The sequence below is a fragment of the Sedimentibacter sp. B4 genome (assembly GCF_000309315.1).
Lineage (GTDB): Bacteria > Bacillota > Clostridia > Tissierellales > Sedimentibacteraceae > Sedimentibacter > Sedimentibacter saalensis.
On record NZ_CANG01000037.1, the window covers coordinates 61,499 to 83,572 of the forward strand.

Genomic DNA, 22,074 nt, shown 5'->3' on the forward strand with positions numbered 1-22,074 from the left:
AACTTTTGCTGCTAAATTTTATTAATATTAGTTGCCTTTTTCGCCTCTGCTTCTGAATTCAATTACTATTGGAGTTCCTTTGTATTCAAAAGAGTCTCTTATTTTGTTTTCAATATATCTTTGATATGAGAAATGCACTATCTCGCTGTCATTAACAAATATCAAAAACTTTGGTGGATTAACTGCAACCTGTGTTCCGTAGAATATTTTAAGTCTTTTTCCTCTAACCATTCTAGGCTGATTCATGAGTACTGCTTCTGTTATGATGTCATTTAAGACGCCTGTTGAAACTCTTAAGTTTCTGAAGCTGAAAACTTCATCCACCGCATCTAAAATTTTGTTGACTCTCTGACCGGTGAGGGCTGAAACTGTCATTATGGGTGCATATGTTGCATATGCAAGACTTTTTCTTATTTCATCCTGGAATTCATTGAAAGTGCTGTTGTCCTTCTCAATTAAATCCCATTTGTTCACAACAATTATCATTCCCTTGTTGTTGTCGTGAGAATAGCCTGCAATTCTTATGTCCTGGTCTGTAACTCCCTTGTCTGCATCTATTACAAGAATGCAAATGTCTGCTCTTTCAACAGCTGCAAATGCTCTTAAGACACTGTATTTTTCCACAGTCTCGCTCACTTTGCTTTTTTTTCTTATTCCTGCTGTATCTATGATTGTATATTTTTGTTCGTTTCTTTCAAACTTTGTGTCTATGGCATCCCTAGTTGTTCCGGGAATGTCGCTTACTATTACTCTGTCTTCACCTATGATTCTGTTGATTATGGATGACTTGCCTGCATTAGGTTTACCGATTACAGCAATTTTAATGCTGTCATCATCATCATCTGTGTCCATTGTGTCATCAAACTTTTCAATTATGATGTCAAGAAGATCACCGATGCCCAATGCTTCAGAAGAAGATATGCTTACAGGCTCTCCAAGCCCAAGATTATAAAATTCATAGATGTTGTTGTTGTTTACAAACTTATCCATTTTGTTAACAACCAGTATGATTTCTTTTTTTGCCTTTCTGAGCATCTGCGCAACTTCCGCATCCGCAGCAGTGACGCCTTCTTTTCCGTCAACCATAAACAGCACCACATCAGCCATGTCTATGGCTATTTCAGCCTGAAGTCTCATCTGTGCAAAAATTGTGTCTGTTGTGTTTGGCTCGATACCGCCTGTGTCTATTAAAGTGAAGTGATTGTCCAGCCATTCGCATTCAGCATAAATTCTGTCCCTTGTCACTCCCGGTGTATCTTCTGTAATTGATATTCTTTTGCCGGCCATTCTATTGAAAAGCGTAGACTTTCCTACATTAGGTCTGCCCACTATTGTTACTATTGGTCTTGCCATTTTTTCCTCCGTTATTTTGTTATCAGATTAAGTAACGCTTCACCATCCACGTCACATACCTGAACTTCCGTATTTAATTCTCTCTTTAAATCTTCCACCGTCATGTCATCAAGCATTACATTGTTGTCATTTATCATATTTACAGGCAATATGATGTTTTTGTATTTTTTGTCCTTAAGCTGCTCTATTATGTCTTGTCCGGTAGTCAGTCCGGAAACCGTGATTTTTTCTCCAAAAAATTTGTTGATTACTTTTACAGTGTTTATTTTAACCGGAATTTTACTCATTATTTTTTCTGAAAGTTCAACCATCAAATCATAAGCAGCAGCTCCGGTCACAAATGTTATTTCATCATATTTTGGCTTATGATTTTCATAATCATCCAAATTGTCTATAATCTGCTGTTTAAAAAGCCTGCACATTCCTATTCCATTTTCAAGCTGATCAAATTCCTCATACTCATCGTAAGATGGAAAATCAATCTTGCTTTGAATGTAAAATTCATCGGCAATGAATATGAAGCGTGTTTTAAGCTTTTTATAAAGTTCATGTTGAAGCTTTGTAACCTGCTCTACAACTTTCATTGCGCTTTCTTCATCAAAAGGTTTCAAATCTGCAAGTTTTTCCCTGTAATTTGTAAGTCCCACAGGAACAACCGCTACACTTCTTAAGCCAGGATGAAGAGAAGATAAATCTCTTATTGTTTTTTCAAGCTGTGTTTCATCATTCACATCTCTTACCAGCACTATCTGGCAGTCAACGGTAATGCCTGCATCGATTAATTTTTTAAGATAAACAAGTATGTCAATGTCCTTGTTGTTTCCCATCATGAATTTTCTCAGTTCAGAATCCGTTGTGTGTACAGAAACTTTAATAGGACTTATTTTGTACTTTACAATTCTATTAATTTCATCATCAGTAAGATTTGTAAGCGTTATAAAGTTGCCATAAAGAAACGACAGTCTCGTATCATCATCTTTCAAGTAAAGAGATTTTCTCATTCCCTTAGGCATCTGGTCAATAAAACAGAATATGCACTTGTTTGAACATACCTTTATGTTGTCCATGAGGGGGTTTTCAAACACTATGCCGATGTCTTCGTCATAGTCCTTTTCAATTTCCAATTCCCAGATTTCTCCGTCCTTTTTCTTTACTTCAAGCACTATCTCGTCATCAGAAATTTGATATTTATAATCTATGTAATCTTTTACACTGCAATTGTTAACAGACACAAGCTCATCGCCCGGCTCAAGTTCCATTTCTTCAGCTATGCTGTTTTTCAATACCTTTACAATTATATTTTTCATTTCGTTGTCCTTTATCTATACTTCACGCACATTATAACATAACTGTTTCGTCCACTGCAATGTAATTTTATCATACCATTTTGAATTTATTGCACAAACAGGACGGTTCTAAAGAACCGTCCTGTTTGTCTATGTCTTAGTGTTATTTTATTAATCCTGTTGAGGAGCTTCTACTGGACATACGCTAGCGCATGCTCCGCAATCAATACAAGTAGCAGCATCTATAACATATTTGTCATCACCTGCAGAAATAGCGCCAACTGGGCATTCTGCCTCGCATGCGCCGCAGCTTATGCATGCATCTGTAATTTTGTAAGCCATTAAACTCACCTCCCTATTATTGTCATTCAACATTTTAACATTATTTGTCCACATTTTAAAGTACTTTTTTATCAAATAGCATAAATATTTTATTTAGTCCTTATTTTTATGTAATAAATTGATAATTTTTAAATAAAGTAAAAAAAGCTGGACGAACAGTAATAAATTGAGTAAAAAAACTCCTTATGGAAATAAGGAGTTTTTCATAATAATTAATCTTCTAATTCTCTTAACTCTGCCAGGTTAATATCTTCGTGTTTTTGTTTTAAGACACCTTCTTCAACTACCTTGAGGTCTTCTCCGCTTATTTCTTCTATTTCAACGGTACCGTCTGTCTTTGTAACATTTACTCTCGCTGTCTTGAACAATGGATTAATATCAAGGACAATTCCTGTTTTCTTTGTTCCTGCTATGGAAACTCTGTCTCCCACATCAGGAAGAAGCTTGATATTCTCTTCGTAAACCTGGTGCTCATAATTAAGACAGCACATTAGGCGTGAACAAATTCCGGATATCTTGGATGGATTCAATGATAACTTTTGTTCCTTTGCCATTTTTATTGAAACAGGATAAAATTCCCCTAAGAATGACGAACAGCACATTGGCCTTCCGCAAGGTCCGAGTCCTCCTATCATTTTAGCTTCATCTCTAACCCCTATCTGCCGGAGTTCAATTCTTGTTCTAAAAATTGATGCCAGGTCCTTTACAAGTTCCCTGAAATCAATACGGCCATCTGCCGTGAAATAAAAAATGACTTTGTTGTTGTCAAATGTGTATTCTATGTCAACAAGCTTCATTTCCAACTGGTGCTCTTCGATTTTTTTCAAGCACAAATCAAAAGCCTGCTGCTCTTTTTCCTTGTTTTCCTGATTGCATTTTATATCTTCTTCTGTTGCAAGTCTTAAAACTTTTTTGAGAGGCTGAACTATGTCTTCTTCCTTCACCATTTTAGGTCCTACAACCACCTGTCCGAATTCAATTCCTCTGATTGTTTCCACTATTACAAAATCACCGTCGTTGATCCATTTTTTATCCGGATCAAAATAGTAGATCTTACCAGCCTTCTTGAACCTGACGCCAACTACCTTTATCATTTAAAGACCTCCTGAATCTTTAAAAGCATATTATCTATAGCAAGTTTATAGTTAACATTGCTCTTTATATTGTCACTTGCTGCCTGAAGATATTCGATTATATCTGAACTCTCTTTCATTGTTTCGCCTTGTGAGACAGCTAAGTTTGCAAAATCCTTATTTATAATGAGATTAGTCATGTTGTTTTTTGCAAAAATAACATCACGAATCCACATCATAATTATTTCAATAATTGTATCTATATCATCTTTATTTTCTTCAAAGTAATTTTCTACTTCATATATTATTTCTGAATCCGTTTTGATTATTTTGTCAAACAGATTTATTATTTCTTTTCTTTTTTCCAGCACGTCATCTTTTCCATTGACGATGTTAACTGCTTTATTAAGGATTCCTCCTGAATAATTTGCAGCTAAATCTGCCATGATATCTGTTGAATTATACTTGTCAATCAAGTACGTCTTAATTGTTTTTTTGCTGATGTTTCTGAATTTAATTGTCTGACACCTTGAAACTATTGTAGGAAGAAGCAAATTGACATTTGTTGTCAAAAGTATCATTACCGCATCTCCCGGTGGTTCTTCCAGAGTTTTTAAAAATGTGTTGGCTGCCTGAGTTGTCATTTTGTAGGCATCCTTGATAATGTAAATTTTTTTGTCTGATTCGTAGGGTTTCTTATAAACCGACTCTACAAGTTCATCAATATCTTCTCTTTTAATTGTAATTTCATCCTGATTCACTATGTGTAAATCAGGATGATTCAATGAATTCATTTTAATACAGTCTTGGCAGCTGTTGCATGGTTCTTCATGAAAATCGCTGCAAAACAAAGACTGGGCAAATATTAAAGCAAGCTCATACTTACCCATGCCTTTTGGCCCTTCAAATATATAGCAGTGGGATATTTGTTTTGATCCGATTGATTTAATTAATGATGTCTTTATCTCTTCCTGTCCTGCTACCTGGCTGTAAAGCATTTTGACACCTCTTTCTTAAATCTTTTCAAATCTCTCTATAGGGGTTACAAACACTACAGCCCCGCCTACAGTTACCTCTATTGTCTGAGGTAAATATCCTCCCACTGTACTGAATGAACTTGGAGGTATAGCTGCCGTAATTTTCTTTTTAACTTTGCATATTTTCTTGATGATTTCGATTTCTTCATCAACCTTACCATCATCCACCACTGAAATTATTGTAGTGTTGCCGGAACTTAAAAATCCTCCGGTGGATGACATCTTCGTAGAAGAAAACCCACTTTCTCTCAAAGCTGCTATCAATTTGTTTGCATCATCATTTTGCACTATGGCAGTTATTAATTTCATTTTGTTCCTCCTATAATGAATTTATAATGTCTTTAATTTCATTAAAAATTTCATCAATTGTTCTTTCTGCATTTATGGTTCTGATTTCAGGACAAAACTCTGCCAGATTTTTGTATCCTTCATAAACTTTCTGGTGAAAAGAAATGTTTTCATTTTCAAGTCTGTCTCCTCCGTCAATGGAGAGCTTTCTTTTTAAACCTTTTTCTGGGTTTACGTCTAAAAGCAAAACCATATCAGGCTTAAGAGCATTTGTTCCGAAATCATTGATTTTTTTTATTTCTTCAATTCCTAGTTTTCTTCCGAGCCCTTGATATACAAGGGAAGAATAAACAAATCTTTCACTTATTACAACTTTACCTTCCTGAAGCCACGGAATTATTTTTTCATGAACAAGCTGTGCTCTAGCCGCAGCATAGAGCAAAGCTTCTGTTCTGTAATCCATTTCAGTATTATTTCTGTCCAGGATAAGTTCCCTGATCTTTTCACTTATGTCAGTTCCCCCAGGTTCCCTTGTAAATTCAATTTGTTTTCCTTGTTCACGGAAATGCTGGCCTATTTTTTGAGCCATAGTGCTTTTCCCTGAACCATCCGGACCTTCTAATACTATAAATTTTCCAATCATTTTACAACTCTCAACTGATTATTTTTATCAACGCCGTTTACGTTAATTCCGTTTTCAAGCATAACTTTAACATACTCAATTGTTTCAGGCACTATTATTTCACCAGGGCATACCAGAGGTATTCCAGGTGGATACGGAATTATGAATTCAGCTGCTGTTTTTCCTATAGAATCATCCATATCTACCAGTATGTTTTCTGAATAAAATGCCTTACGCATTTTTCTTTCATGCTGAAGCTGAGGAAATGCTTCTATTTGTACAATTTCTCTTTTTTCGTTACTTTGACTTCTGTCAAGGTAAATTTCCTTTACAGCATCAAATAATCTATTAATATCTTCTGGTTCATCGGTAGCTGTGATATAGCCTACAGTGTACATTAAATCAGCAAATTCCATTTGAATTTTATATTCATACCTTAAAATTTCCTGCAGCTCGGTTCCTGTTATTCCAAGCTCGCTCATGCTGATTACTGCACGTGTTGCATCAAAGTCATAGCATCCTTCACCAATAAGGAAGTCGTCTTCTAATACATTTATACCCATGTTTCTAAGTTCCAAAGTTCTTCTCTTGAAAACTTCAATATTTCTTTTCAGTCTTTCTTCTCCATTTTCATTCATCCAATGAACTGCATTTTCTATAGATGCCATCAAAATGTATGAAGGCGAAGTTGTCTGAAGCATTCTAAGCATAGTTTCAACATTGTTCAAATCTACTCTGTCTGACAATATATGCATAATAGAACCTTGAGTCATGCATGGCAATGTTTTATGAGTGCTTTGTGTAACTATATCAGCACCTGAACTTTCAGCTGATGGAGGCAGCAAATCCTTGCAAAAATGCAGGTGTGAGCCGTGGGCTTCATCTATCATAAGTATTTTACCATACTTGTGAACTATTTCAGCTGCTTTCTTAACATCAAAGCAAATTCCGTAGAATGTAGGATAAGTCAATACAACCATTTTTATATCAGGGTTGTCAATGAGCATCTGCTCCAGCTTTTCAAGGCTGATGCTGAAATTCAAACCATGTTTTTTATTGAATTCAGGATATAAATAAAATAATTTTAAATCTCCTAATATACAAGCGTTATAAACAGACTTGTGACAATCTCTTTGCACAAGAATTTTATCTCCAGGGTTAGTACATGCCATTATTGCCGATATGATTCCACAGGATGTCCCGTTTACAACCATATATGATTTTTTAGAGCCATATGATTCTCCAATGTATTCCATGGCATCCTTCAAAAATCCTGTCGGGTAATGTAAATTGTCTGTACCTAATGTTTCTGTAATGTCATAAAAATTTAGATTGTTTCCAATTTCATCTAAAATACCATTTTTACCTTTATGACCAGGCATGTGAAAATTTGTATCTACTTCACTTCGATACTGCTTTATCCCCGAAATAATGTTCAGTTTTTTCATTGTTAATCTCCCGTTAAAATTACTTTTTTGAATAAAATAATTTATACTCACATAAGTTATATTATGCCTTGTATATTGGGATTAGTGCTCATCTCCTCTTTTTATAATTTAACTGCTATGCAGTTTACTTGGTTGTGTTGCTGCTTCGTTTCTTTGAAATTCTCTTAGTAGTATGCACAGTTTCAACGGTTAAAACAACCATAATTGAAAAAACCATTATTGCAATAGAAAAAAGAACAATGTATTCTATCCACATGATTTGTACCTTCCGCATATTAATAATATACACAGCCAAAAGGCTAATGATAATCTATTATATAACAGCAGCATTTCGTTGTCCAACAAAAATTTTAAGAATTAAAATTTGATGTTCTTCTATACAAGCAAATTTACGACAAGTATAGCGACAAATCCTGGTATACCAAGCAGTCCTATAATCAATGACGTCAGTTCGTTTACTCCGATGTAAACGCCTGTAAACTGCCCGAAATAATTAAATACAATCAAAAACAATGCACCCAGTAAAGAATTTAATATCAATTTGCCTAAAAACTTCAGTGGTTTTACAAATAGCCAGGATATCATGAATATTAACATAATTCCAGCCGAATATGCCATTACTATTCCTATATCAGCACCCACAAAGACTCCTCCTCATTGACTTTCCGGTATTCCGGTTAGTTAATCTTATGAAGTTGTCCTCGTTTTTATTCCATTATGACAATAACATACATTACATTAATGAGAGGCTGTTGTCAATAATAAATTTATCATTTATCATTTAAATTTTTTATATTAACTATTTAATTTTTTTCATTTTTTTGATTATTAAGCTTTTCATTTAAATCAGTCTCGCCTGCTTGTTTGAGCTGTTCATTTAAATCAATATCTTCTGTTTTTATACGACTTTCATCTTCAATAACATCAATAATTATTTCATCTTGATTTTTTTTCGAAGAATTTAAAAAAGTCCTCAATCTTTCAGGCATTACCACATACTTGTTGACCATGAGCGCTATTATAATACCAACAGAAGTGTCAAGCACTCTGTTTACAGTATAAAGAACATATCCTCCATCACGGTTTTTTGAAATTAAAATACTCAAGTATACAACACAACTTATTATGACAGCTTGCTTTTGGTCAATCATAACGCAAATTTCAATAAGAAGTATTATTCCTAAAGGAATTATAAAAATCATCATTTCTTCACTGACGACAAAGACTTCACTTACAACAAATAGCACAAATATTCCTACAAGTCCTCCAACAATTGTGCCAAGAACTCTCGAAACACCTTTTTCCAAGGAATCAACAATTGTATTCTGCATGCATATTACAGCAGCTACACAAGCATAAATTGAATTCTCCCTGCTTATTAAATCAAACAGCAAAAGACATAAAAAAACCGATAAAGTTGTTTTAATATTTCGCATTCCTATTTTGGGTAAATTCATATATCCTCCACTTCATTTTCGAAATACTACAGATTTTCTATTACTTAAGCATGGTTTACAGCTTTCTTGATTTGTATTATAATATAAAAAGATAAATTATTAAATAAAATTTTTAAGGAGAAAAATGGATAGAACAGTCGGAACAGTTGTAAGGGGATTGAGAGCTCCAATAATATCAAACGGCGATGATATAGTTCAAATTACTGTTGATTCGGTTCTTAGGGCATCTTCGGCAGAAGGTTTTTCTTTGAGAGACAGAGACATTGTAGCTGTAACAGAAGCTGTGGTTGCCAGAGCTCAGGGCAACTATGCAAGCATTGAACACATTGCACATGATGTAGGGCAAAAGTTTGAAGAAGATACTGTAGGATTAATTTTTCCAATACTTAGCAGGAACAGATTTGCTATTTGCTTAAGAGGAATTGCAAAATCATTTAAAAAAATATACCTTATGTTCAGTTATCCTTCTGATGAGGTGGGCAATGCTCTGGTTGACATTGACCTGCTGGATGAAAAGGGTATTAATCCATGGGCAGATGTTCTGACAGAAGAACAGTTCAGAAAAAACTTTGTAAATACACGCCACGTTTTTACTGGCATTGATTATATTGAATATTATTCAGAACTGATCCGTGAAAGCGGTGCAGAAGTTGAAGTAATATTTTCCAACAATCCCGCAAGCATTCTTGAATATACCGACAGCGTCATAACATGTGACATTCACACAAGAAACAGGAGCAAGAGACTGTTAAAGGCTGCAGGAGCTAAGAAAGTGTATGGTCTTGACGACATTCTCACTTCATCCGTTAACGGAAGCGGTTATAACGAAAGCTACGGATTGCTGGGCTCAAACAAGGCCAAGGAAGATACAGTGAAACTTTTTCCGAGAAACTGCAGGGAACTTGTTATTGACATACAAGACAAACTTTTTGAAATGTCAGGCAAAAAAATCGAAGTTATGGTCTACGGGGACGGAGCCTTTAAGGACCCTGTGGGCAAAATATGGGAACTTGCTGACCCGGTAGTATCACCGGGATATACAGATGGATTAATAGGCACACCAAACGAACTGAAGCTTAAATACCTAGCAGACAATCAGTTCTCCCACCTTAAAGGCGAAGAGCTTAGAAACGAAATATCAAAATACATTGAAAATAAAAAAAGTGATCTAAAAGACAGCATGGAATCTCAGGGAACGACTCCAAGAAGACTTACAGACCTCATAGGTTCATTATGCGACCTGACTTCAGGAAGCGGAGACAAAGGAACACCCATCATATACATACAGGGGTATTTTGACAGCTTCTCAAAATAACAACGTTTAACATTAATACGCAATGTATATTCTATTTCTTAATTAAAAATATCCCCGTCTTGGGGGATATTTTATTTAAAGCTGTACTGCCCTATTAAATCCTGTTTGCAAATCCACAAATCCGATGAAAGGTCAACATAATATGTGTGAGGATTTGTAAACCTCTTTACTTCATTCCACAAATTGTCAACTTCCTTTTTACAGTAGTCTCTTATTTCATTTAAACTCGGGCTTTCATAAACACATTCGCCCCCTATGAAGACAGGTACCTGTAGATTTTTCGCATAAAACCTTGTAACTTTTTTCTTTTTCCAAACATGAATTTCATCAAATATGGTGTATGGTTTTGTGTCGTCAATTACTTCATTGTGAAGGGCAACCACATCTGCAATTGGATTGTCAGCTTTTTTGTCATACAGTCTCCATACTTTTTTATTAGCCGGGGTTGGTTATTTTTTCTTCATTTTCAGATATTTTAATTTTTGGTATGATTTCACCGTTTTTTTCAATGGCTGCAAGCTTGTATACGCAGCCGAAAACAGGCTCTGACTTCGCTGTTATAAGTCTTTCACCAACTCCAAAAGAATCAATTTTTGCTCCCTGGTCAAGGAGATCCGTTATGATGAATTCATCAAGGCTGTTTGAAGCTACAATAGCGCAGTCATGGAGATTTGCTTCGTTTAGCATCTTCCTGCACTTTTTGCTTAAATATGCTATGTCTCCTGAGTCAATTCTCACTCCCTTGAGCCTCTTTCCCATTGGTTCAAGGATTTCCTTAGAAATTCTTATGGCATTTGGAATTCCGCTTTTTATTACATTGTATGTATCTATTAAAAGCGTGCAGCTGTCAGGGTAGTTCTCTGCATACACTTTAAAGGCTTCATATTCACTTTCGTACATCTGAACCCATGAATGAGCCATTGTGCCTAAGGCAGGGACGCCAAATGCTTCATCAGCCAACGTTGTGGCAGTTCCCACAACTCCTCCTATATAAGCAGCTCTTGCTCCATAAATGGCACCGTCATAGCCCTGGCTTCTTCTTGCTCCAAACTCCATGATTGGTCTACCCTTAGCAGCCCTCACAACACGGTTTGCCTTTGTGGCTATGAGACTTTGATGATTAATGGTCAAAAGAAGCATTGTTTCAATGAGCTGAGCATCTATGGACTTTGCTCTTACTGTTATGAGAGGTTCGTTTGGAAAAACAGGAGTACCTTCAGGAATAGCGTAAATATCTCCTGAAAATTTGAAGTTTTTCAGATACTGTAAAAATTCTTCCTTGAACATATTTTTGCTTCTTAAATATTCTATGTCGTGATCATTGAATTTCAATTCTTTTATGTACTGAATAACCTGTTCTAATCCAGCAACAATGGAAAAACCTGCTCCGTCTGGGTTTTTTCTGAAGAACATGTCAAAATATACGATATCATCTTTCATTCCGTTAGCAAAATATCCATTTGCCATGGTGAGCTCGTAAAAATCCATCAGCATGGGTAATTTTCTGTCGCCAAAATTATTATAATACATATTATTCTCCTTAGTTTATTTTATCTGCTATTTCAATGCCGCTTGTGTGCATGTTGTAAAGAGCAAATAAATTCATTAGATGTCCATCATGTGAACCGCCGTCATATGTTTCAACACAATCTTTGGGCACTACTATTCTTTTACATTTGTTCATTTCGTTGAAATATGCCTTCAGGCTTAAGGCAAGCTGAAGCACGCATATGTCTGTTACACAGCCCGTTATAATATAATTATCAACTTCATTTATATTTTTCTCAAGCCACTGCTGAAATTCACCGGTGAAAAAACCATTTGTGCTGTTTTTTTCAATATATAATGTATCCGGTCCTTCTGAAAATTTAGTTTTAAGTTCCGGTATAAGCTCTGCTTCATGGCTTCCCTTTATGCAGTGCAGCGGAAAACTTCCAAATTCCTTTGAATTTTCTTCATGACTGTCCATGAAAAAAACCTTTTTAAAGCCATTGGTTTTTTCATTTAACCCAGCAATATTTTTTACAATTCCTGCTACTCTTGGTGAAGACAAAGGTCCTGAATAAACAAAACCATTGACCATGTCAACGACAATCAATACAGTTTTGTCTTTGTCAAATTCTAAAAGTTCAATGGTTTTTCCTTTTAAATCGTTTTCTATCTTTTTCAAAGCTTCCATAATTCATTCCTTTGGTTAATTATAATTTACTTCATTATAATTTCAATTTCTTCATTTGTCAAAAAATAATTGCAAGTAAAAAAACTGTGTCCCTTAAGACACAGTCTTTAAACTATTTCATTTCAATTGTTTTCTTAGGACATTTTGTAGCACATACTCCGCATCCAATGCACTTGTCAGGGTCAACCTTGTGTGTCTTTTTCAGTTCGCCTTCGATTGCACTTACAGGACAATTTTTTGCGCATATTGTACATCCTATACAGCCTTCTTCAACTATATTAGCTTTCTTTCTAGAAAGCAAATCTCCTTGAATTGCCTTTGTAGGGCACTTTTCAACGCAAACCATACAGTGTGTACATTTGTCGTAATCAACTTTTGCCAAGTTGTCTGTTACGTGAATTGCATCAAATGCACAGTTCTTTTCACAGATTTTACAGCCAATGCAGCCTACTGAGCAAACATCTTTTACGGCTTTGCCGAAATCTTTGTTGTGGCATCCAACAATTACATTGTTTTTGTAAGGAACAAACTCAATAACAGCTTTTGGACACTCTTCAACACATTTTCCGCATGAAGTACATTTATCTTTATCTATTACTGCCAGTCCGTCAACTATTTCAATAGCATCAAAAGCACATACTACTTTACAGTTTCCAAATCCCAGACATCCTTTGTCACATGATTTATTTCCGCCCATAACTGCTGCTGCTGCCTTGCAGTCAGGAACTCCATTATATTCATATTTTTGTTTTGCTACCGTATCGCAGCCCTGACACATTACATGTGCAACTTTCTTTTCTGATTCGTCTGCAGTTACTCCCATGATAGAAGCAATTTTTTCATGAGCCTGCTTGTTTGCAACAGGACATCCGTTAACAGGAGCTTTTCCGGCTGCAATGGCATTTGCCAATGCATCACATCCTGCAAATCCACATCCGCCGCAGTTTGCTCCAGGTAATGCATTTCTTACTTCAATTACTTTTTGATCAACTTCAACTGCAAATAGCTTTGCTGCAACTGCCAACAAGACACCGCAAACAACACCTATTCCACCAGTTACCGCTGCTGCACTTACTATAACCATTTTATTACCCTCCTATAATTGCAATCCTGAGAATCCAAGGAATGCAATAGACATAAGACCCGCTGCAACCAGAGAAATAGCTGAACCTTTCAATGATTCCGGCAAATCTGCATTATCAACTTTATCTCTCACTCCTGCAAACAACACAATTGCAATGAAAAATCCCAATGATGTTCCAACAGAGTTTACCATAGCTTCTATGAAGTTATATTCTTTTGTAATGTTTATGATGGCAACACCTAGAACTGCACAGTTTGTAGTAATCAGCGGCAAATAAATACCAAGTGCCTGATATAGACCAGGAGCTGATTTCTTCAAGAACATTTCAACAAACTGAACCAATGCTGCAATAATCAATATAAACATAATTGTCTGCAGATACTGTAATCCTAATGTATCCAAAATTGCTTTCTGAACAATGTATGTTATAACGGAAGCCAATGTAATAACGAATATTACGGCAATACCCATACCTGCTGCTGTATCTATTTTTTTAGAAACTCCAAGGAAAGGACATGCTCCTAAAAACTGCGAAAATATTATGTTGTTAACAATCGCAGATGTTATAAATAAACTAATCAAATTCATCTATCGTACCCCCTATGCTTTCTTTCTTCTTGAAAGGTAATTTACAAGACCTATCAGTAATCCAAGTATAATGAAAGCTCCCGGTGGTTGAATTGCAATCATCATCGGCTCATAAGATGCCGGAAGGACATTTATTCCAAAAAGTGTTCCATTACCTAAAAATTCTCTTACTGAACTTAATAAGATCATTGCAACCAGGTAGCCTGCTCCCATTCCAAGACCGTCAATAATAGAATCAACTACACCGTTTTTAAATGCAAATGCTTCTGCTCTGGCAAGAATTAAACAGTTTACAACTATCAAAGGTATAAATACACCCAGTGCCTGATATAATGCAAAAGTATATGCGTGCATCAATAAGTCAACTATAGTTGTAAATGCTGCTATTATTATAACGAATGCAGGTATACGTACCTCATCGGGTATAAATTTTCTTAAAAGAGAAATAACTATGTTTGATCCTGTCAAAACAGCTATAACTGCGATTCCCATTCCTATTCCGTTTAAAAGAGAAGTTGTAACAGCAAGTGTTGCACACATACCAACCTGTTGAACTAAAATAGGATTCTCTTTGGTAATACCATTCTTAAATATATCTAATTTGTTCATGTCTTCCTCCTATTTTAAATATTGATCATAGATGCTTATTGCGTTGTTTACTGCGCTCAGGAATGATTTAGAAGACTTAGTAGCTCCTGTTATAGCATCAAAATCAGTAATTTCTGCAGTTGCATCCTTGCCGGCAAACTGTGAAGTGAACGACGGCTCTGTAGTTCTTGAACCCAGACCTGAAGTCTCAGAATGTGAAACTACATTTACGCCTGTAATTTTGCCTTCTGGAGAAATACCCACAAACAATTCCATATCTCCGCCATAACCAGCTACTGTACTGAATGTTCTTACAACATAACCAAGTTCATTGTTAGAAGCATCTACAGCTGTTTGAAGATTTACGAATTTTCCGTTTTCTGATTTTATAGTTTCAACTAAAGCTGCATCTGCATAGTCATTGAACATTACTGAACCAGGCATAACTGATTCCAAAACTTCAGGGCTTGTGGCAGCCATGGCTTCGTTCTTAGCAATTAAATCCTTTGTAGAATCATTCAAAAATGCAAGCACACCTGCTGATATAGCAGCAATTAAAAATAAAATACCGCCTAAACGTACATAACTATTTTTCATTCTTTACACCTCCTGCTACTCCAAAAACTTTCGGTGTAACATACTTATCTATCATAGGAGTTAAAATGTTCATAAGAAGTATAGAATAGCTTACTCCTTCAGGATATCCGCCAACTTTTCTGATAAGCATTGTCAGCGCACCTGCTCCCACAGCAAAAATAACTTTACCCTTGTCAGTAACTGGGCTTGTTGAATAGTCAGTTGCCATAAAAAATGCTCCAAGCATGAGTCCGCCGCCTAATATATGATATAAAAGCATGCCTCCTCCGTCAACAACTAGTGCTATTACAGCTACTGTGCCAATATATACTACAGGAATAATCCACTTTATGGTTCCTCTGTATATTAAATAAATACCGCCTATTAAAAGAAGTATTGCTGAAGTTTCTCCAATAACTCCAGGTATATTACCAAGCAGCATGTCCATAACTGATGGAAGTGTGCCTGTTGCTGTACCTTTTAATATTGCTAATGGTGTTGCAGAAGCAACAACATCCGTAACCGGATTTATAAATCCTGTTGTCATATGTGTTGACCATGATGCCATTAAAAATGCTCTTCCAGCTAATGCCGGGTTCAAAAAGTTAAAACCAAGTCCACCAAAAACCTGCTTTACTACTGCTATCGCAAATGCAGCACCAACTACAGCAACCCACCATGGTGCTGATGCCGGTAAGTTAAAAGCCAACAATATACCTGTTACAACAGCACTCAAATCTGTAACTGTTATAGCTCTGCCCATGGCTCTTTCGCACAAATACTCTGTTACTACAGCTGCTGCAACAGAAGCCACCAATAATACAATTGAATTAAATCCAAAATAAAATATACTTGCTGCCAATGCCGGTGTTAATCCAATAATAACGTCCAGCATTAATTTTTGAGTTGTTTCATCGGATCTAATATGAGGTGACGATGAACCAATCAATTTATTTTCCATCTGTATTTCCTCCTATTTTGCCTTTTTGCGTCTTGTTAATATTTCTTTTTTAGCGATGCTGATTGTCTCTTTTAAAGGTCTCTTTGCAGGACATACATAAGAACAACCGCCGCATTCGATGCAATCTGCTCCATGCAGTTCATCAGCTTCGTCGAATTTTTTCAACATTGAAAATCTGCTGATCTTGTATGGCTGCAAATAAACAGGGCATGCTTCAACGCATCTGCCGCACAAAATACAATTTGAAGGCTCAGGAATCTGTGCATCCTTTTTGTTGAATACCAATATACCTGATGTTCCCTTAACAACCGGAACTTCATCTGTAAATTGCGCAATACCCATCATAGGTCCGCCATTTAATATTTTTCCAGGTTCTTCAGAGTAACCGCCGCACTGCTCAATAACATCTTTAAATAATGTACCTATTCTTACGTAAATATTCTTAGGATTTTTTACAGCGCTTCCTGATACAGTAACAACTCTTTGTACTGCAGGCATGCCTGTCAAAAATACATTTCCAATTGTAGCAACTGTTCCAACATTTTCTACAACACAGCCAACTTCCATAGGAAGTCCGCCTGAAGGAACTATTCTTCCTGTAATTGCATTGATAATTCTCTTTTCATCCCCTTGAGGATATTTTACTTCCATAGGGCATACTTCAATGCCGTCTTCGCCTTGGGCTAATTTTTGCAATGTTTCAATTGCATCCGGTTTGTTTTTTTCAATAGCAATATAACATTTCTCAACACCAAGAGCCTTTTTTATGGCTTTTATGCCAAGCATTACAAGTTCAGGCTTTTCAAGCATAATTCTGTGGTCTGCTGTGAGATAAGGTTCACATTCAGCTCCGTTTACCAACAGCACGTCTATAACCTTGTCCTTTGGAGGAGCAAGTTTAACATGAGTAGGGAATGCTGCTCCGCCCATGCCTGCCATACCAGCTTCTTTGATGATTGATAAAATTTCATCTTTTGAAAGACTTTCTAAACTGCCTTTTGGCTGAACAGATTCATGAACTTCAAACTTTCCATCAGATTCTATAATTATACAATTAACTTTCGAACCTCCGGGAACTTGATGCTGTTCAATTTTTTTAACTGTTCCAGATACGCTTGAATGAACAGGTACTGAAACAAAGGCTTTTGATTCGCCTATTTTTTGACCAACTTTAACTGTATCGCCTACAGCTACCAATGGATCGCAAGGTGCTCCTATGTGCTGTGATAATGGGATAACAACAATTTTAGGATCAACTGCATCTTCAATCGGCACATTTTGCGTAAATGTCTTGTTTTGAGGGGGATGTACTCCACCTTTAAAAGTAAACAACTTTGTGCTCATATTTACCACCTCTTGTTTTAATTGTTTATATAAAAGAATTATATAAAAGAATATTTAGTAATCAAACATAACGATTATAACAGATTATATTTAACTTTTAAACATCTTTTTTTGTTATTCTTAAAAATTCTATCATCATTTTTGTTAATTTGCAAGCAATGGATGTAAATTCCATGAATTTGCTTGTTAATTTATAGATAATTCTCTAATATTTTCATTGATGTATTCCTTGATCCAAAGGAGGACAGAGCTGTCTAAAATATCTCCTCCATCAAGTATATTCTTTATTTCTTCAGTACTAAGAGAAAACATTCCGCAGTCTGTGTAATGAGTGTAAATTAATTCACAATCATGCAAAGAATTTATTATTGTCATAATAGTTTCGCCCATGTTTCCCATGGGGGCACGGTCAATATTATTTCTTTCAAAGAAACATTTCAGCATGGTTCCTGCTCCTAATTGTGAATCAATGGTCAATTTTCCATTGCATCTTTCACATGATTCTTTGAGCATTGGAAGACCCAGACCAACCTTTCTGGTTGTACGTGTAGTAAAAAAAGGATTTGTGACCTTTTTAAGCATTTCTTCGCTCATGCCTATACCATTGTCCTTGATTATAATATTCAGGCAGTTTTTTTTCACGCTGTCTTCAACTTCTATTTCTATAAGCGTTGATTTGGCTTTAACGCTGTTCATTACAATATCCAAAATATGCATTGAAATTTCTTTCATAATTCCTCCGTTAATATAAAAAGTCGCATCTGCGACTTTATATGTTCATGTAATCGTAAATATCTTCAATGTCATCAAGCTCAAAAAAATTCTTTGCTTCAGATATATCAATAAGCTGATGAGCATCAGAATTTCTTAAGATTCTTAACCCTTCAACATACTTTTCATCAATCGCTGTTTTATCATAAATCTCCACAAGATCAATGCATAAATTTTTCGGAATAAAACCAAGAACTCCTAATATGCTGTTTGATTTTTTATTTATGTGGGCAGGTACCATGATGCCGTGATGAGAAACAGCCAAGTTGTGCACTTCCCCAATTGACAATGATACTGCATTTAACAAAAGCTTTCCAAGACTCCCTGTTTTTTCATCCAACTCATTATAAATGTTCTGTTCTCCGAAAATAATTGGATTGTTCACCATTTCGGGTAACAAAGAATATATAATATCACCGAATTGAAGAGCATCAATAAGATTTCTGAAATAACAAAGAACGTGGACTTCTTCTTTTGTTGTTACTTCTATTCCCGGCACCACCTTTATGCCTGCCCTTTCTCCAAGCATGACTACTGGAGGTAAATTTCTTGCAGTGTTGTGGTCTGTTACAGAAATAATATTGAGTCCTTTTATATATGACATATTAACAATATTATTAGGAGTCATATCGCTGCTTCCGCAGGGCGACAAATCAGAATGAATATGAAGGTCGTAATAAAATTTCATTTTATTCCCATTTTAAAAAGATTGCATGCAACACTGTAGGCGCTTTCCTTTGCTTTAAAAATAGGTATGTCAAGCTCCTTGGCTTTTTCAAGTGTTTCTTCCTCCACTTCCATATTTTCCACTACAATTATGCATGACAAATCCAAAAGATCGGCAACAGCAACTATGTTTATGTGAGTTTGTATGGTTATCCAGGCATAATTTTGTTTTGCCTTTGCCATTACTATGCTTAATAAATCTCCTACATAAACACCTTCAACATTCATGTCCTTGTCTGTACTGAACAAAGGTTCCAAATTTAAACCTTGAGCAAATTCTATTGTCTTCATAATCTACCTCTTTTCGTTAGCTCTTAATACAACGCAGTCATACAATTTTGACTGGTTGTTATAAACATCCTCAGCATGAGCGCTGCATGTGGGCGCTCCGCAGGAACCACAGTCAAGTCCGGGAAGCAAATCTGTTATTTCCTTTATTTTTTCACTTCTTTCAATTGCTTCTTTCATGTTGAAATTGTTTGGATTGTTTTCTTCCATGAGCCTGTACTTTAGCACTCCTGATTCATACAGTTCTTCAAATCTGTCAAGATCAGGATTTATGCATTCATAATCTGCACAGCTTATAATGTTCTTAATGTTGCTGCTTGCAACAAAAGGATTTACAACATTGAAAGTTCCGCCGACACACCCCTGAACACAGGCTAAAGCTTCCACATAATCAACATCGTTTAATCTTCCGTTTTCTATTTCATCGAGTATTTGAATTATGTTTTCCATTCCATTAACGGCAATGTAATTGTTAAGACCTGCTGATTCCGATTGACCTCCGGACACAGCCCATTTAATTCCGCTTGCAGAAGGATATGAACACGTCTTGTTATCCTGAGAGAGAACTTCTCTGTACAAATCACCATAAATTGTGTTCAATGGAATTACCCAGTCAACAGAAGGCTTGTAATTTCCTATGGGGTCTGTTACAGCTAAAAGTTTTGCAGGACATGGTGATATATAAAAAACTCCTATTTCATCGTCCTTGAGGTTATATAGTTTCTTTGCCCTTTCCCTTGCCATCATTGCTCCTATTTCCATAGGTTCCTTAAGTAGTATCAAATTGTCCATAAGAGATGGGTACCTGTTTTTAATGAGCCTGACTGCTGCTGGACAGTTTGCAGAAATCAAAGGTCTTATCATTTTTTCCTTGCCGATTTTTTTTGCTATGGCTTTTGCAACTATTTCTGCTGCCCAGCTTGCATCGTATACATAATCGAAACCAAGCTTCAATATTGCATTTTGAACTCTGCATATGTCTATTTTTTTCGGAAACTGACCATACAGTGTAGTACCTGGAATTGCAATTTTATATTTATAAGAAGAATAATGCATTTCTTCATACCATTCTATAGGTTCAGGAGTATATGCACTGTATGGGCATATTTTTATGCATTCGCCGCAATGTATGCATTTAGTGCTGTTTATGAATGCCTTGCCGTCGATAAGCCTTATAGCCTGGGTAGGACACCTTTTCATGCAATTGGTGCAACCCTTGCATTTTTCCTTATCGAACATAATAGAAAAATTCATTTTAGCCTCCTATAGGAATATAGTTATTACAATCTCTGTACCATTGCTGCCTGAGGTTATTTTAAAATCATCAGAATATTTTTTCATGTTAGGCAAACCCATGCCGGCTCCAAAACCAAGTTCCCTTACGGATTCTGGAGCAGTTGAAAATCCTTCTGTCATTGCCATTTCAATATCATTTATTCCGGGTCCCACGTCATTTGATGTGATCACTATTCTATCATGGTATAGGTCGCAGTGAAGCTGTCCTCCAAGTGAATGGATTACAATGTTTATTTCTGCCTCATATGATATTATAGCAATTCTTCTAACAATATGTGCATTAATTCCCATTGATTTTAAATTGCCCTTTATAGCACTGGAAGCTTTACCTGCACTTATGAAATCATTTGCAGCAATGTTGAAACTGTACCTTTTTAAAAAGTTTTCAGTCATTACCTTCAATTCCCTTCATTCCATTTATAACCAAGAGACCACAGGTTTTAAACATGGTATAGTCTGTCGCCAAAATTGTCAATTTATTCTCTACAGCCAAATCTACTATTTCTTTACCCGGTTTCTTACCCCTTACAAATATAACAGTGGTAATGTCCATCATCTCAGCAGTCCTTATAACCTGTTGGTTGTTAAGACCTGTAATAAGAAGTGAATCGCTTGTTGCAAACGCCAAAACATCACTCATTAAGTCACTGGCAAATCCATAGTTGATATCTGTACTTTCATCGCTGAAGTCTGTAATAATTTCTGCATTTAAAATTGACGCCATCTCATTAATTCTCATAAAAACCCCCATATTAAAAATATATATTTTTAAGAATCGAAGCTTTTCCTCCCACACGAACATCCATTATGTGGTTATTTTCTGAAACCTGCACAAATATTAAACTTTTTTGTTTCATTGATTCCCCTTGGATTACTTCCATGATTCCATGAGTAATTTTTTTCATAAACAAAAGGCTTCCCAGAGCTCCGTTTGATGTACCAGTGGCACATTCTTCGTTTATGCCCACTGCAGGAGCAAAATTTCTTGCAAAAAACTGATTTCTTTCCATTGAATAAACGTGGTAACCCACAACACCTTTTTCAATGGAAAAATCTTCAATTAAATTTAGATCTGCTTGAATATTGTTCAGAACGTCCCTTGACTTAACAGGTATTATAATGTCCTTAAGCCCCGTAGAAACTATCGCAGCCTTAATATCATGTCCTTCAAGCCCAATCTGTCTTTCTTCAATATTCAAAGATTTTGCTATTTTTGTCACATCTACGCCTTCGAGCTCTTCATAAATTTTAGGCTGTGATTGTTGCATCAAGACGTACTGAGGAATACCGTCCTTAAAAATCACTTCAATTTCAAGCACTCCTGCCTTTGTTCTCTGATAAACCTTTTTTGCTTCATTTAATCCATTGATAAAACCCTCAAGTCCCAGATAAAAAAAGGCAGCAATTGTGGCATGTCCGCATAATTCAACCTCACACAAAGGAGTGAAGAAG

At 35.9% G+C, this 22,074-nt stretch carries 26 protein-coding genes and 1 pseudogene; 1 reads left to right on the top strand and 26 read right to left on the bottom strand.

Annotated features, from left to right (window positions below; genetic code table 11):
- Positions 1 to 27: 27 nt before the first annotated feature.
- The 11 genes from der to BN358_RS07125 form a co-directional block, all read right to left on the bottom strand.
- A complete protein-coding gene (gene der / locus BN358_RS07080; protein WP_019228532.1) occupies positions 28 to 1,353 on the bottom strand; it encodes a ribosome biogenesis GTPase Der in 1,326 nt (441 codons plus the stop codon).
- 11 nt (positions 1,354 to 1,364) lie between these two features.
- Positions 1,365 to 2,660, bottom strand: coding sequence for a DUF512 domain-containing protein (locus BN358_RS07085; protein WP_019228533.1), 1,296 nt, complete (start codon positions 2,658 to 2,660; stop codon positions 1,365 to 1,367).
- 150 nt (positions 2,661 to 2,810) lie between these two features.
- Entirely contained in the window at positions 2,811 to 2,981 is a 171-nt protein-coding gene (locus tag BN358_RS07090) for a DUF362 domain-containing protein (protein WP_019228534.1), read from the bottom strand.
- Positions 2,982 to 3,193: 212 nt separating this feature from the next.
- Positions 3,194 to 4,075: a stage 0 sporulation family protein gene (locus BN358_RS07095; RefSeq protein ID WP_019228535.1), complete on the bottom strand. Its 882-nt coding sequence runs from the start codon at positions 4,073 to 4,075 to the stop codon at positions 3,194 to 3,196.
- Complete coding sequence (holB, locus tag BN358_RS07100) at positions 4,072 to 5,052, bottom strand: DNA polymerase III subunit delta' (RefSeq protein WP_019228536.1); 981 nt, start codon at positions 5,050 to 5,052, stop codon at positions 4,072 to 4,074. Before holB ends, BN358_RS07095 begins: the two co-directional genes overlap by 4 nt.
- A gap of 15 nt (positions 5,053 to 5,067) precedes the next feature.
- The gene (locus tag BN358_RS07105; protein ID WP_019228537.1) at positions 5,068 to 5,400 is read right to left on the bottom strand and encodes a cyclic-di-AMP receptor; all 333 of its coding nucleotides are present in this window, start codon (positions 5,398 to 5,400) and stop codon (positions 5,068 to 5,070) included.
- Between the two features lie 10 nt (positions 5,401 to 5,410).
- Complete coding sequence (gene tmk / locus BN358_RS07110) at positions 5,411 to 6,022, bottom strand: dTMP kinase (RefSeq protein WP_019228538.1); 612 nt, start codon at positions 6,020 to 6,022, stop codon at positions 5,411 to 5,413.
- Positions 6,019 to 7,449, bottom strand: a complete 1,431-nt coding sequence (locus BN358_RS07115) for an aminotransferase class I/II-fold pyridoxal phosphate-dependent enzyme (RefSeq protein ID WP_019228539.1) — start codon at positions 7,447 to 7,449, stop codon at positions 6,019 to 6,021. Before BN358_RS07115 ends, tmk begins: the two co-directional genes overlap by 4 nt.
- Before the next feature lie 124 nt (positions 7,450 to 7,573).
- A complete protein-coding gene (locus BN358_RS28300) occupies positions 7,574 to 7,705 on the bottom strand; it encodes a hypothetical protein (RefSeq protein WP_019228540.1) in 132 nt (43 codons plus the stop codon).
- A gap of 119 nt (positions 7,706 to 7,824) precedes the next feature.
- Positions 7,825 to 8,091, bottom strand: coding sequence for a pro-sigmaK processing inhibitor BofA family protein (locus tag BN358_RS07120; RefSeq protein WP_019228541.1), 267 nt, complete (start codon positions 8,089 to 8,091; stop codon positions 7,825 to 7,827).
- 161 nt (positions 8,092 to 8,252) lie between these two features.
- Entirely contained in the window at positions 8,253 to 8,906 is a 654-nt protein-coding gene (locus BN358_RS07125; protein WP_019228542.1) for an aromatic acid exporter family protein, read from the bottom strand.
- A 124-nt stretch (positions 8,907 to 9,030) separates the two neighbouring features.
- On the opposite strand from BN358_RS07125, the gene BN358_RS07130 reads away from it, so the two are divergent.
- Positions 9,031 to 10,221 carry a coenzyme F420-0:L-glutamate ligase gene (locus BN358_RS07130; protein ID WP_019228543.1) on the top strand — a complete coding sequence of 397 codons (1,191 nt, stop codon included), beginning with the start codon at positions 9,031 to 9,033 and terminating at the stop codon, positions 10,219 to 10,221.
- Between the two features lie 71 nt (positions 10,222 to 10,292).
- Here the strand turns inward: BN358_RS07130 and BN358_RS07135 are convergent.
- The 15 genes and pseudogenes from BN358_RS07135 to BN358_RS07205 all read right to left on the bottom strand — a co-directional run.
- Positions 10,293 to 11,751, bottom strand: a pseudogene (locus BN358_RS07135) (nicotinate phosphoribosyltransferase).
- A gap of 10 nt (positions 11,752 to 11,761) precedes the next feature.
- Positions 11,762 to 12,400, bottom strand: coding sequence for an isochorismatase family cysteine hydrolase (locus BN358_RS07140; RefSeq protein ID WP_019228544.1), 639 nt, complete (start codon positions 12,398 to 12,400; stop codon positions 11,762 to 11,764).
- Between the two features lie 112 nt (positions 12,401 to 12,512).
- Complete coding sequence (locus tag BN358_RS07145; protein ID WP_019228545.1) at positions 12,513 to 13,484, bottom strand: 4Fe-4S binding protein; 972 nt, start codon at positions 13,482 to 13,484, stop codon at positions 12,513 to 12,515.
- Between the two features lie 12 nt (positions 13,485 to 13,496).
- Complete coding sequence (rsxA, locus tag BN358_RS07150; protein WP_019228546.1) at positions 13,497 to 14,072, bottom strand: electron transport complex subunit RsxA; 576 nt, start codon at positions 14,070 to 14,072, stop codon at positions 13,497 to 13,499.
- A gap of 12 nt (positions 14,073 to 14,084) precedes the next feature.
- Positions 14,085 to 14,681 (bottom strand): electron transport complex subunit RsxE, encoded by a 597-nt coding sequence (rsxE, locus tag BN358_RS07155; RefSeq protein ID WP_019228547.1) that lies wholly within the window; start codon positions 14,679 to 14,681, stop codon positions 14,085 to 14,087.
- Between the two features lie 9 nt (positions 14,682 to 14,690).
- A complete protein-coding gene (locus tag BN358_RS07160) occupies positions 14,691 to 15,257 on the bottom strand; it encodes an RnfABCDGE type electron transport complex subunit G (protein WP_019228548.1) in 567 nt (188 codons plus the stop codon).
- Positions 15,247 to 16,197, bottom strand: a complete 951-nt coding sequence (locus BN358_RS25995; RefSeq protein ID WP_019228549.1) for an RnfABCDGE type electron transport complex subunit D — start codon at positions 16,195 to 16,197, stop codon at positions 15,247 to 15,249. Before BN358_RS25995 ends, BN358_RS07160 begins: the two co-directional genes overlap by 11 nt.
- A 12-nt stretch (positions 16,198 to 16,209) precedes the next feature.
- Entirely contained in the window at positions 16,210 to 17,541 is a 1,332-nt protein-coding gene (rsxC, locus tag BN358_RS26000) for an electron transport complex subunit RsxC (protein WP_019228550.1), read from the bottom strand.
- A 186-nt stretch (positions 17,542 to 17,727) separates the two neighbouring features.
- Positions 17,728 to 18,273 (bottom strand): ATP-binding protein, encoded by a 546-nt coding sequence (locus BN358_RS07175; RefSeq protein ID WP_019228551.1) that lies wholly within the window; start codon positions 18,271 to 18,273, stop codon positions 17,728 to 17,730.
- Between the two features lie 37 nt (positions 18,274 to 18,310).
- Positions 18,311 to 19,000 (bottom strand): PHP domain-containing protein, encoded by a 690-nt coding sequence (locus tag BN358_RS07180; RefSeq protein WP_019228552.1) that lies wholly within the window; start codon positions 18,998 to 19,000, stop codon positions 18,311 to 18,313.
- Positions 18,997 to 19,329 (bottom strand): hypothetical protein, encoded by a 333-nt coding sequence (locus BN358_RS07185; RefSeq protein WP_019228553.1) that lies wholly within the window; start codon positions 19,327 to 19,329, stop codon positions 18,997 to 18,999. Before BN358_RS07185 ends, BN358_RS07180 begins: the two co-directional genes overlap by 4 nt.
- A gap of 3 nt (positions 19,330 to 19,332) precedes the next feature.
- Positions 19,333 to 20,580: a [Fe-Fe] hydrogenase large subunit C-terminal domain-containing protein gene (locus BN358_RS07190; RefSeq protein WP_019228554.1), complete on the bottom strand. Its 1,248-nt coding sequence runs from the start codon at positions 20,578 to 20,580 to the stop codon at positions 19,333 to 19,335.
- A 9-nt stretch (positions 20,581 to 20,589) separates the two neighbouring features.
- Positions 20,590 to 21,015 carry an ATP-binding protein gene (locus BN358_RS07195; protein ID WP_019228555.1) on the bottom strand — a complete coding sequence of 142 codons (426 nt, stop codon included), beginning with the start codon at positions 21,013 to 21,015 and terminating at the stop codon, positions 20,590 to 20,592.
- Complete coding sequence (locus BN358_RS07200; protein WP_019228556.1) at positions 21,008 to 21,361, bottom strand: DRTGG domain-containing protein; 354 nt, start codon at positions 21,359 to 21,361, stop codon at positions 21,008 to 21,010. Before BN358_RS07200 ends, BN358_RS07195 begins: the two co-directional genes overlap by 8 nt.
- A gap of 13 nt (positions 21,362 to 21,374) precedes the next feature.
- Positions 21,375 to 22,074 (bottom strand): PhzF family phenazine biosynthesis protein (locus BN358_RS07205; protein WP_019228557.1); only part of this gene is annotated, 700 nt, incomplete at its 5' end.